At 71.1% G+C, this 11,597-nt stretch carries 8 protein-coding genes and 1 riboswitch; of the genes, 3 read left to right on the plus strand and 5 right to left on the minus strand.

The annotated features are described in order from the left end of the window. Position 1: 1 nt before the first annotated feature. On the minus strand, positions 2–1,054 hold the full coding sequence (locus tag ACZ5C2_RS15015; RefSeq protein ID WP_468790339.1) for a C40 family peptidase: 1,053 nt from the start codon (positions 1,052–1,054) through the stop codon (positions 2–4). Between the two features lie 358 nt (positions 1,055–1,412). On the opposite strand from ACZ5C2_RS15015, the gene ACZ5C2_RS15020 reads away from it, so the two are divergent. Next, the gene (locus ACZ5C2_RS15020) at positions 1,413–1,766 is read left to right on the plus strand and encodes a hypothetical protein (RefSeq protein WP_468790341.1); all 354 of its coding nucleotides are present in this window, start codon (positions 1,413–1,415) and stop codon (positions 1,764–1,766) included. Between the two features lie 226 nt (positions 1,767–1,992). On the opposite strand, the gene ACZ5C2_RS15025 is transcribed toward ACZ5C2_RS15020, so the two are convergent. After that, positions 1,993–3,177: a C40 family peptidase gene (locus ACZ5C2_RS15025; protein ID WP_468790343.1), complete on the minus strand. Its 1,185-nt coding sequence runs from the start codon at positions 3,175–3,177 to the stop codon at positions 1,993–1,995. A 10-nt stretch (positions 3,178–3,187) separates the two neighbouring features. Beyond that, a riboswitch (cyclic di-AMP (ydaO/yuaA leader) is annotated at positions 3,188–3,356 on the minus strand. A 261-nt stretch (positions 3,357–3,617) separates the two neighbouring features. Between ACZ5C2_RS15025 and pcrA the strand changes: the two genes are divergently transcribed. After that, positions 3,618–6,098 carry a DNA helicase PcrA gene (pcrA, locus tag ACZ5C2_RS15030; RefSeq protein WP_468790345.1) on the plus strand — a complete coding sequence of 827 codons (2,481 nt, stop codon included), beginning with the start codon at positions 3,618–3,620 and terminating at the stop codon, positions 6,096–6,098. Between the two features lie 85 nt (positions 6,099–6,183). Here the strand turns inward: pcrA and ACZ5C2_RS15035 are convergent, their stop codons facing one another. Further along, positions 6,184–7,806, minus strand: a complete 1,623-nt coding sequence (locus tag ACZ5C2_RS15035) for a M23 family metallopeptidase (RefSeq protein ID WP_468790347.1) — start codon at positions 7,804–7,806, stop codon at positions 6,184–6,186. Positions 7,807–7,986: 180 nt separating this feature from the next. Beyond that, complete coding sequence (locus tag ACZ5C2_RS15040) at positions 7,987–8,856, minus strand: esterase/lipase family protein (protein WP_468790349.1); 870 nt, start codon at positions 8,854–8,856, stop codon at positions 7,987–7,989. Between the two features lie 401 nt (positions 8,857–9,257). On the opposite strand from ACZ5C2_RS15040, the gene ACZ5C2_RS15045 reads away from it, so the two are divergent. Then, complete coding sequence (locus tag ACZ5C2_RS15045) at positions 9,258–9,674, plus strand: cobalamin B12-binding domain-containing protein (RefSeq protein WP_468790605.1); 417 nt, start codon at positions 9,258–9,260, stop codon at positions 9,672–9,674. A gap of 245 nt (positions 9,675–9,919) precedes the next feature. On the opposite strand, the gene ACZ5C2_RS15050 is transcribed toward ACZ5C2_RS15045, so the two are convergent. Further along, positions 9,920–11,548: a DUF5691 domain-containing protein gene (locus ACZ5C2_RS15050; protein ID WP_468790350.1), complete on the minus strand. Its 1,629-nt coding sequence runs from the start codon at positions 11,546–11,548 to the stop codon at positions 9,920–9,922. Positions 11,549–11,597: the final 49 nt, after the last annotated feature.

The following is an 11,597-nucleotide window of genomic DNA, read 5'->3' on the forward strand; positions in this document are numbered from 1 at the left end:
CTCAGCCCACCCGCGTCGCCCCCGCGAAGGGCATCTCGTCGAGGGGAGCCACGCGGACCGGGGCCGAGGGGTTCGGGGCGTGGATCATGCGGCCGTTGCCGACGTAGATGCCGACATGGCTGATGCCCGAGTAGAAGAAGACCAGGTCGCCGGGGAGCAGCTCGGAGCGGGCGACGCGGCGGCCGGCGTTGATCTGGGCGTAGGTCGTGCGGGGCAGGGAGACACCGGCGGAGCGGTACGCGGCCTGGACGAGGCCCGAGCAGTCGAAGGCGTTCGGACCGGTCGCGCCCCAGACGTAAGGGCTGCCGATCTTCTCGTAGGCGTAGGCGACGGCCTCCGCCGCGCGGGCGCCGGGGGCCCCGGAGATCGCCGGGCCGGAGGCCGGCAGTCCGTCCCGAGGGCTCGGCGAGGAGTGTGAGGCGCGGCCGGTGCCCACGTCGCGCTGCTCGGGTGCCAGGCGGGACAGCAGCCGGCGGGCAGCGGTCAGTTTGCCGGTGATCGTCCTCTTGTGCCGCTTCATCTCGGCCCGGCGGGACGTCAGCGACTCCGCCTCGACACGGGCCGCCCCGCGCAACTGCTCGATCTCGCGGAGTTGTTTGCGTACGCGCCCGACCTCCGCCCTCTGGCGGCTGCCCACGCGTTCCGTGAGGGCGGTGCCGTCCAGATAGCCGTCCGGGTCCCCGGACAGGACGAGTTGCAGGGCGGGGTCCAGGCCACCGCCCCGGTACTGTGCCGCCGCGACCGAACCCAGGGCGTCCCGTGCGTCGTTGAGCCGGTCCTTCCTGCGGGCCGTCTCATCGTGCAGATCGTGCAGCCGCCGCTGGGCCGACTCCGCCTTCTCCTTCGCGCCGTTGTACTTCTCGGTGGCGGCCTCCGCCTCCTGGTAGAGCCCCGCGACGTCGGCTCTGACCTGCTCCGGTGTCGACCGGGGCTTGGCGAGCGCCGGCCCGTCGAAGCCGGTTGCGGCGGCCGCGCCGGCGAGGGCGATGGTGGCTGCCGTGCGGGCCGTGTGACCGCCCGCCGAGCGCTTCCGGGATGTGCGGTGCGCTGCCACCTGGATGTCCGTCCTTTCCGACGACCGCCCCGAACGGACTGCCGTTCGGCGGTCCGGCGGCGGGGTGCACAGGGGAGCCCTCCGCCGCCGGACCTTTCGGCGGTGGTGTCCGGCTGCCACCCCTGGCCCGGGCGGCGATGGAGAGCCGGTCACCTGGTGGAGGACGCTAGGCCCCACCGCACGGCACGGGTAACGGGTTGTGCGGAAGTGACGCGAGCGGACCGTCGAGTGACCGTACGTGACCAGAATTCCGTTCTGGCTTCACCTTCTTCACTCTGGGTGATGACCGATGTGGTGAAGGGCGGCAGGGTGAGGGCGCCGGAGTGCTATGGGGAGGGTGTGGTTAGGCTCCGGCCTCATGGACGTACTCATCCACCTCTTCGTCGGTCTGCACATCATCGGCATCGCGTCACTGCTCGGTGGCTTCCTCACCCAGATGAAGGCGATGGGCGAGGGCACCGCGCGCTTCAGCCCCGCGATGCTGCACGGCGCCCTGACGATGCTGGTCACCGGCGTCATCCTGGTCGGCCTCAACCAGGCGCAGGACTATTCCGTCGACAACATCAAGATCGGTGTGAAGCTGGCGCTGCTGATCGTCATCCTCGGCCTGGTCTATGTGAAGCGCGACGACGAGAAGGTGGACAAGGGGCTGTTCGGTCTGGTCGGCCTGCTGACCGTGACGAACATCTTCATCGCGGTGCTCTGGACCTGATCCCCTGCCGCGCCGGCGGAGGCGACCGCCCCCGCCGTCCGGTGACCGTACCCGCACAACGGAACACGCCCCGGGCCTCGAGCCCCGGGATGCCGACGGCGGTGGACGCGGACAGCGTCGCCGCCGCCGTCATGTCCGGGGGACACGGTTGCCCGGTGCCGGGCGGGAAGGGGGGCCGGGCACGTTCCGATGCCGACCGAACCTGCCGGCCCGGCCCTCGAGCGGCTCAGGCGGGGCGCACCACGCTGTGGATCGACGACTCGCCGTCGTAGAAGATCGACTCCTCGCGGACGTATGTGCCGGGCTTCGGCGCGTGGATCATCATGCCGTTGCCGATGTAGAGGCCCACATGGGTGATGTCGTCGTAGAAGAAGACCAGGTCACCGGGCTGTGCCTGGGAGACGGAGACGGTCGTGCCCGCGTTGACCTGGTCGTAGGTGGTGCGCGGGATGGTGACGCCGGCGGCCTTCCAGGCGGCCTGGGTGAGGCCGGAGCAGTCGTAGGAGCCGGGGCCGGTGGCCCCCCAGACGTACGGCTTGCCGATCTGTGCGCGGGCGAAGGCCAGGGCCTTCTCGGCCTTGGTGGCGTACGAGGAGTCCGTCGATGTCGACGTCGACGGCGGGGTGGTCGAGCCTGCGGACCCTGAGGCGTCTGTGCTGCCGCTCTCCTGTTGAGCGGCGGCCTCTTCCTGGGCCTTCCGCTGCTCCGCCTGCTGCTGTGCGAGCTCGGCGGCCTGGCGGGCGGCCTCTTCCTGCTTCTTCCTCTCGATCGCCGCGAGCCGTGCCTTCTCCTCGGCGGTCAGCTTCGACATCAGCTCACGCGCGTCGGTGAGCTTCTTCTGGACGGTGGCCTTGGCCGTCTTCAGGTCGCCCTGCGACTCGGTGAGCGTCCGGAGGCTCTCCGTGGCCTCCTTGCGCTTCTTCATCGTCTCGGACTGCTGGGTGACGTAGTCGTCGACCGCTTCCTTCTGGCGGCCGGTCACCCGGTCCATCACCTGGCGCTGGTCGAAGACGTCCTGCGGGGTGTCCGCGAGCAGGAAGGTCGCGGTGTCGGGGATGCCCGCGCCGGTCCGGTACTGGGCGGCGGCGAAGGAACCCAGTTCCTCACGTGCGTCGTTGAGCTTCTGGGTGCGCTTGGCCACGTCGTCGAGGAGGGTGTCGACGCGCTTGCGCTGCTTGGTCGTCTTCTCCTTGGCCGCGTTGTACTTCTCGGTGGCCGACTCCGCCTGGCGGTAGAGGTCGTCGACCTTCTTCTCGACCTCCTCCAGACTCGGCTTGTCGTCGTCCGTGGGGACGGCGCCCGCCGTCTGGGAGAGCAGGGCCACGGAGGTCAGGGCGGCCGTGGCGAGGGCCGGGGTTCGTATGCCTGCCACGCGGGTGCCGGGGGTGCGCGACTTGCGGTGCGACGCCAAGGGAGGCGACTCCTTCCACATGCTCCGCCTACCGGGTTAGCTGTCGGGTTCGGGCGGTGCTTCGGAAGGGTTGCCCTACGGCCGCTCCGCGAGGGAGTGGGCCGATTCACCCCAAGGTCTCGGTGGGTCCCCGGCTCCGGCTGCCACGGCGGCAGTGACGGACTCGGCGGAGGCCGCACGGTCCGGCGAGGTTCGCCGGCGGGGGACGAGCGGCCTGCCCGCACCGTAGCCAACTGGTGTGGCACCTGTGAAGGTTGATGGGTGATATGCCCGATACATTTTTGTGACCTCGCGTGGTGGGTGACTCAGGGTGAGGCAACGGTCCTCGAGGGTGCGCGTCCGTGCGGTGACCGGGGACGGGCGCCGTGGCCGCACGAAAACCGGGGGATGTTCCGGGGCGGGCACGGGTTGTCGGTGGGGCACCCTAGACTCGGAGAGCGATGAGCAGCCTCTTTGACGACAGCTTCCTGGCGGACCTCCAGGCCCGGCGGGGCCCCGCGGACGAACCCCCGCCACCACCCGAGGACGATCATGCTCCGGAGACCGTTCCGGACGATCTGTTCGGCGGGAAGTTCGACGTGCCGCCGGACAGGGACGCCTACTACCGCGACGGGGCGCCGCGCCCGGTGATGGACGCCGCCGCACTGCTGGAGGGGCTGAACGACAACCAGCGCGCCGCCGTCGCGCACTCCGGCTCCCCGCTGCTCATCGTGGCCGGCGCCGGTTCCGGCAAGACCCGCGTGCTCACCCACCGCATCGCCCATCTGCTGGCCGAGCGGCACGTCCACCCGGGCCAGATCCTCGCGATCACCTTCACCAACAAGGCCGCGGGCGAGATGAGGGAGCGCGTCGAGCAGCTCGTCGGCCCCCGGGCGGGCGCCATGTGGGTCATGACGTTCCACAGCGCGTGCGTGCGCATCCTGCGCCGCGAGAGCAAGAAGCTCGGCTTCACGTCGTCGTTCTCGATCTACGACGCCGCCGACTCCAAGCGTCTGATGGCCCTGGTCTGCCGCGACCTGGACCTCGACCCCAAGCGCTTCCCGCCGAAGTCCTTCAGCGCCAAGATCAGCAACCTGAAGAACGAGCTGATCGACGAGGAGGACTTCGCCGCGCAGGCCGGTGACGGCTTCGAGAAGACCCTCGCCCAGGCCTACGCGCTCTACCAGTCCCGGCTGCGTGAGGCCAACGCGCTGGACTTCGACGACCTGATCATGACGACGGTCCATCTGCTCCGCGCCTTCCCGGACGTCGCCGAGCACTACCGCCGCCGCTTCCGGCACGTCCTGGTCGACGAGTACCAGGACACCAACCACGCCCAGTACGCCCTGGTCAGAGAACTCGTCGGCACCGCCGAGCATCCTGTCGACGTGCCGCCGGAGGCCGAGATCCCGCCGGCCGAGCTGTGCGTGGTGGGTGACGCCGACCAGTCGATCTACGCCTTCCGCGGCGCGACCATCCGCAACATCCTCCAGTTCGAGGAGGACTACCCGGACGCGACCACGATCCTGCTGGAGCAGAACTACCGCTCCACGCAGACCATCCTGAGCGCGGCCAACGCCGTCATCGAGCGCAACGAGTCGCGCCGCCCCAAGAACCTGTGGACCAACGCCGGCTCGGGCGCGGGGATCACCGGGTACGTCGCGGACACCGAACACGACGAGGCGCAGTTCGTCGCCGACGAGATAGACCGCCTCACGGACGCGGGCGAGGCCAAGGCGGGCGATGTCGCCGTCTTCTACCGCACCAACGCCCAGTCCCGTGTCTTCGAGGAGATCTTCATCCGCGTCGGCCTGCCCTACAAGGTCGTCGGCGGCGTCCGCTTCTACGAGCGCAAGGAGGTCCGGGACGTCCTGGCCTATCTGCGGGTGCTCGCCAACCCCGAGGACTCGGTACCGCTGCGCCGCATCCTCAACGTCCCCAAGCGCGGCATCGGTGACCGCGCGGAGGCCATGATCGACGCCCTCGCCCAGCGCGAGAGGATCAGCTTCCCGCAGGCGCTGAAGCGCGTCGACGAGGCCTACGGCATGGCAGCCCGCTCGTCGAACGCGGTGAAGCGGTTCAACACGCTGATGGAGGACCTCCGTACGGTCGTCGAGTCCGGGGCGGGCCCGGCCACGGTGCTGGAGGCGATCCTCGAACGGACCGGGTACCTCGCGGAGTTGCAGGCGTCCACCGACCCGCAGGACGAGACGCGGATCGAGAACCTTCAGGAACTCGCCGCTGTCGCCCTGGAGTTCGAGCAGGAGCGCGGTGAGGGGGAGTCGGTCGCGCTGTCCGACTTCCTGGAGCGGGTCGCGCTGGTCGCCGACTCCGACCAGATCCCCGACGAGGACGAGGACGGCTCCGGCGTCATCACCCTGATGACCCTGCACACCGCCAAGGGCCTGGAGTTCCCGGTCGTCTTCCTGACCGGCATGGAGGACGGCGTCTTCCCGCACATGCGCGCCCTCGGCCAGGCCAAGGAGCTGGAGGAGGAGCGGCGCCTGGCGTACGTCGGCATCACGCGCGCGCGGGAGCGGTTGTACCTCACCCGGTCGACGCTGCGCAGCGCGTGGGGTCAGCCGTCGTACAACCCGCCCTCCCGCTTCCTGGAGGAGATCCCGGCCGCCCACCTGGAGTGGAAGCGGACGGGGGCGAGCGCGCCCGTGTCGTCCGGTCCCGCGTCGGGAGTGGCGGCCTCGCTGTCGTCGTCCCGTTCGCGCTCGACGGCGTCGGGCGCCTCCGGCTTCGCCACCCGGCGGACCGCGGAGAAGCCCGTGGTGTCGGTCGCGGTCGGGGACCGGGTCACGCACGACCAGTTCGGCCTCGGCACCGTGGTCGCGGTGAAGGGCACGGGGGCGAACGCGGAGGCGACGATCGACTTCGGTGACACCAAGCCCAAGCGGCTCCTGCTGCGGTACGCGCCGGTGGAGAAGCTCTAGCCGCGCGTTGCGGTCCGCGAGCCGGGTGCGGGCTCGCGGACGCTTGCGGGCTTGTGGCCGCGCTGCTGCCGGGCCGGTCCCTGACCTACGACGGCTCGAGGCCGTGACTGCGCAGCCAGGCGAGCGGGTCGATCGCCGAGCCGCCGCCGGGGCGCACCTCGAAGTGCAGGTGCGGGCCGGTCGAGTTGCCCGAGTTCCCGGAGAACGCGATCTGGTCGCCGGCCTTCACGGTCGTACCGGACGGAAGCTGGTAGCTGGAGAGGTGGCAGTACCACGTCTCGGTGCCGTCCTTCGCCGTCACGATCATCATGTTGCCGTACGCGGAGTTGTACTGCGTACGCACCGTGCCGTCGGTCGCGGCCAGTACCGGGGTGCCGTACGAGACGGGGAAGTCGATGCCGGTGTGGACGGACATCCAGTTGATGCCGGACTGGCCGTAGTAGGCGCTGAGGCCGTGCTGCGCGACCGGGAGCGAGAACTTGGGACGCAACCGCTCCTTGCGGGCCGCCTCCTCCGCCGCCCGCCTGCGGTCGGCCTCCTGCTGCGCCTTGAGGTCGATGCGCTCCTGGGTGCGGCTGGCCCGGTCGGCGAAGTCGTCGGCGCCGGCGGCGAGGCTCTCCAGCTGGGTGTCCAGCTTGACGTTGGCGGCGGACGGCTTCACCGGCTGGGCGTCGGCCGCGGTCGTCGTCGTGTCCTGGCCGCTGTCCTCGGTCAGATCGCCGACCGAGGCGGCGGCGATACCGGCGACACCCATCACACATGCCGAGGGAACGGCCACCGTGAGCAACGCGGAGCGCTTGGCAGGCGTACGGCGACGGGAGCGGGAACCGGAACGTGAGGCCGCACGCGGGGGCGGGACGGGGAGGGCCTCCTCCTGCTCGTCGAGCAGGGACACGGCGGGCAGTTCACCGGTGTCGACCGGGTCGCCGTGGGCCGGCTCGCCGGCGGCGGGAGCGTCGTACGGGTCCTGCGCGTACGTCTCCTGCGCGTAGGACTCGGCCTGTGGTTCGTAGGTCTCGGACGCGGGGGCCCTGGAGGCCGTGTCGCCGCCGTCGGAGTTCCACTGCGTGGCGTCGTACACGCCGCTGTCGAAGGTCTGCGTGCCCCAGTCCCACTGCTGGGTCCCGTCGGCGGTGCTCTCGGCCCGGTCGGGCTGGAGCCACGCACCGGCGTCCCACTGGCCGCTCGTCTCGGGGGAGCCGGCCTGCGGCGGGATCACCGTCATCGGCTGGGCGCCGGTGGTCCAGGCGGTCGTGTCGCAGCCGCCGGTGTCATACGAAGTGGGCTGCTGGGCCGCGTACATGTCGTACTGCCCGGTGTCCTGGCCGCTCGTGGGCCAGTGTCCGGTGTCGTACGCGCCTGTGTCGTGGCCGCTGCCCGGGAGGTCACCGAAGAGGGGGTCGGTGGCGAAGCTCCCGGTGGTGTGGGCGCCGGTGCCGTAGTGCGTGGCGGCGAAACCGGTGGCGTCGTAGCCACCGTAGGTGGTGAAATCGCCGTACTGGGCTTCCTGGGTGCCGTACGACGCGTAGGGCGCCGGGTCGGCATCGGAAGCCGGAGCCGGGGCCATGGTCCCCGACGGGTGACGGTCGTTCACCAACTTCTCTTTCGCCTCGACAACAGGGGCTGCCAGAGCAGTGCGGCGACTGTACCCGGCGGTACGCGGGCGCGACAATCTTCCTGAGGTTTCGCTCGCGCAGGAAACGGGCATTCGGTCGTGTTTTGGCGGAGGGCGGGCGCGGTCTTGGCTCTTTGTTCGAAACCTGTTCGAGATATTGGGTGGTTCAGCGGCCGTAAGTCGGCCGTGTCGGACCGTTGTTGTTCGGATGTGGACGCCCGGTGGCGCGGTGGTCACGGGAGTGGTTGCCGGGCGTGTCGTGTCCTGCCTCCCTCACGCCACCGTCAGTCCGTTCGCCCGGCCGGTGGACGGTTCTCCGGGGTGTGCCGTGTCCAGCGCCTGCCGGATTCCGGTCGCCACCGCCGGGTGCACGGGCAGGGCGAGATGGCCGACACCACTCACCCGGACGTTCACCGTGGTCAGGTCCGGGTGCGCGACGCACGCCGCCTCCAGCGGGTCCATGATGTGGTCGAGGTCGCTCCAGAAGGCGACGAAGTGCGTACGGCAGCCGGGCGCCGGCTGGGCGAGCTCCTCGATCACCGGCGAGCCGGGGCGCATCTGGCGCACGATGGGATGCGCGTTGGCCAGCGGGGCGACGCGCGTGCCGGAATGCGGGGTGCCGAGCGTGACCAGTGTCCGCACGCGGCTGTCACCGCCCAGTCGCTGTACGTAGTACCGCGCGATCAGCCCGCCGAGGCTGTGCCCGACCACGTCCACCCGGCGGCTGCCCGTGCGCTCGCACACCTGCTCTATGTGCCGGCCGAGCAGTTCCGCCGCGATGCGGATGTCGCAGGTCAGAGGCGAGTAGTTGAGCGACTCGATCTGCTGTCGGCCGTGCTGCGCCAGGCTGCGGCGCAACAGGACGAAGACCGAGCGGTTGTCGATGAAGCCGTGCAGCAGTACGACCGGGGGCTTGGCCTCCGTCGGCAGCTGTGCCGTGCCCTCCGGAGCGGGCAGCGCGACACGGTCCGGGCCCCGCCGCTCCTGGATGATCCCGGCGGGATAAAGCAGGAGGTGGCCCGCCAGGATCGCCAGCTCCAGAGCGGTCGCCTTCAGCAGGGCCAGGGAGAAATCCGTCAGCCGGGTCGGCATCAGGCGCCGGCAGAGCGGCAGGAAGGGAAGAGCTGCCTCGGTGACCTTCATGGCCGACCTCCTGTCGGCACGCGGCAGGACAGCCTTGTCCCCCGTGTGCCCTCATGGGATGTCGCTACGAAAGCGGTCGACGGTGCGCGCGTGCGGTGTGTGGAGGTGGAGGGGGCGCGCTGGTGCGGCGGCGTCGGTGCGAATCCCTTATGCGCATGTTCCCACCGATGCCAGTGAGTCGCACGGGCACGCGGTGTGCAAGCCTCGGAGCCCGGGAACGCTGCGCGGTGAACGTGTCCCACTGTGTGATTTCCCCCTCCCTGCGCACCGTGAAACTGCGGGTTGCGGGATGCTGGAGATAACGTTCGTTCACTTCTCCGACCGGTTCGGGGCGGAGTGTCCGTGCGATGTGTGCGGTACTTGTCGAAACGGATGGAAGTAGTCGCTTCATGGAGGCAGTGATGGGTGTGGCAGCCGGTCCGATCCGCGTCGTGGTGGCCAAGCCGGGGCTCGACGGCCACGATCGTGGCGCCAAGGTGATCGCGCGTGCGCTGCGCGATGCCGGGATGGAGGTGATCTACACCGGGCTTCACCAGACTCCCGAGCAGATCGTCGACACCGCGATCCAGGAGGACGCCGACGCGATCGGTCTGTCCATCCTCTCCGGCGCGCACAACACGCTGTTCGCGGCGGTCATCGAACTGCTCGAGCAGCGGGACGCGGCGGACATCCTGGTCTTCGGTGGCGGCATCATTCCCGAGGCGGACATTGCTCCGCTGAAGGAGAAGGGCGTCGCGGAGATCTTCACGCCGGGCGCGACCACGGCGTCGATCGTGGACTGGGTCCGGGCGAACACCCGTCAGCCCGCCGGGGCGTAAACCGATCATGTGACGCACGGGATGTGGTGGCGGGGCCCCGGCCGGTCGCCGGACCGTACTCGGTACCCCCGCCCCGTCGCCCCGGGGCCGGTGCGGGGCGGGGGCGGACCATGGGGCCCGGCGCCTGCGAGGTGCCGTCGTGCCCGCCCGTGCCGTCGCGGCTGCGCGAGTGTCCGCGGTGGGATCGGCTCGGCTGTCCGTGGTGTACGCGGCGTAATTGCTCGGCAGAGGCTGTCCGGGGTGGATCAGGGGGTGGCTGGGGCCAGCTCCGCCAGCATGGCCGCGCGCAGGCGCAGTGTGGTGACCAGCCGCTGGAAGGCCTCCGACCAGTAGCCGCCGGCTCCAGGCGACGCGTTCTCCGGCTCGTCCGGTATGGCCAGGAGCGCGTCGAGGCGGCCGGCCTCGGACGGGTCCAGGCAGCGTTCGGCCAGGCCCATGACTCCGCTGAAACTCCATGGATAACTCCCTGCGTCCCGCGCGATGTTGAGCGCGTCGACCACCGCCCGCCCGACGGGCGCGGCCCAGGGCACGGCACACACCCCGAGCAGCTGGAACGCCTCGGACAGGCCGTGCGTCTCGATGAAGGCGGCCACCCACTCCGCCCGTTCGGCGGCGTCCAGCGTGCCGAGCAGCCTGGCGCGTTCGGCCAGGGACACCGCCCCCGGTCCGCCCGCCTCCGCTGCGGAGGGCTCGCCCAGCAGGGCCCGGGACCAGGCCGCGTCCCGCTGCCGCACCGCCGCCCGGCACCAGGCCGCGTGCAGTTCGCTCTGCCAGCCGTCCGCCACCGGCAGAGCGACGATCTCCTGAGGTGTACGTCCGCCAAGCCGCCCCGGCCAGCCACGGAGAGGGGCCGACTCCATCAACTGGCCGAACCACCAAGACCGTTCACCCCGACCCGCGGGGGCCTTGGCCGTCACACCGTCGCGCTCCATGCCCGCGTCGCACTCGTGCGGTGCCTCGATGGTGATCGTCGGTGTGTCCCGTGTACGGTCCACGGCCACACACGCGGCGGCCCTGACCGCCATCCGCTCCGCCAGGGCCGATCCGGGCAGCGCCGACAGCAACTCCGCCGCCGTCGCCCGTACATTGCGGCTGCGGTCGGCCAGGGCCTGCTCCAGGAAAGGCTCGTCGTCCGGACCGAGTCCGGTGCGCAGTGAGTCGAGGAACATCAGCCGGTCCTCGGCACGCTCCGTCGCCCAGGTCTCCGCGAGGAGCGCACGCGCGTCGGCCGGTTTCCGGGAGCGCAGGGTGGTGAGGAGGGCGACCCGCTCGGCGAAGAGGCCCTCCTGCCAGAGCCGCCGTATCCCGTCCCTGTCGTGCAGGGCGGGCACGGACGTGCCACCGCCCGGTGTGGAACGCAGAGCGAACCGCCAGTCCGGGTTGAGCCGGGCCAGCCACAGCGCGCGCGGCCCCGCGAACCGCAGTGCCGCCGGACGCAGGTCCGTGCGCCCCCGCGCGGAGTCGAGCAGGGCGGGCAGGACGGCGGGAGGCGGCGCGAAACCGCGGGCGTTCGCCGCCGCCAGCCACTGGGGCAGCAGCTCCATGAGATCAGGTGCCGTCCCCCGGCGGCCGGCGCCGGAGGTGCCGGGGCGGCCGGTGAGCAGCATCTCGAGCCGACGGGCGGCGGCCGGTGGCAGCGCGGGGCGCGGGTCCGCGGGAGCCGGCTCCGGACGCTCCGCGGCCCGTGCCGGCCGCAGCCCCGCCCGTCGTCGTACGGTCGCCACGGCCGCGGCGTCCAGCAGGACCGACGGCGCCTGCGGACCGGGTGTGACGCCCGCCGGTGTGCGCCGGTCCGTGCCCAGCAGGGCCGTGGTCACCAGCTCCTCCCAGTCGCCCGGAAGGGACGCGTCCACACGGGCGGTCGTCCTGCTCATGAGCTTCCTTTCCGACGGGGGTCCCGGTGCGGTCGGGCACTCAGACGCA

This window comes from Streptomyces sp. NPDC031365, assembly GCF_055569765.1.

Excerpts from the sequence above, each read along its gene's own strand:
- ACZ5C2_RS15035 (WP_468790347.1), bottom strand. The coding sequence starts at position 7,806 with ATGCCCGTTTCCTGCGCGAGCGAAACCTCAGGAAGATTGTCGCGCCCG.
- ACZ5C2_RS15020 (WP_468790341.1), top strand. The coding sequence starts at position 1,413 with ATGGACGTACTCATCCACCTCTTCGTCGGTCTGCACATCATCGGCATC.
- pcrA (WP_468790345.1), top strand. The coding sequence starts at position 3,618 with ATGAGCAGCCTCTTTGACGACAGCTTCCTGGCGGACCTCCAGGCCCGG.
- ACZ5C2_RS15040 (WP_468790349.1), bottom strand. The coding sequence starts at position 8,856 with ATGAAGGTCACCGAGGCAGCTCTTCCCTTCCTGCCGCTCTGCCGGCGC.
- ACZ5C2_RS15045 (WP_468790605.1), top strand. The coding sequence starts at position 9,258 with ATGGGTGTGGCAGCCGGTCCGATCCGCGTCGTGGTGGCCAAGCCGGGG.
- ACZ5C2_RS15050 (WP_468790350.1), bottom strand. The coding sequence starts at position 11,548 with ATGAGCAGGACGACCGCCCGTGTGGACGCGTCCCTTCCGGGCGACTGG.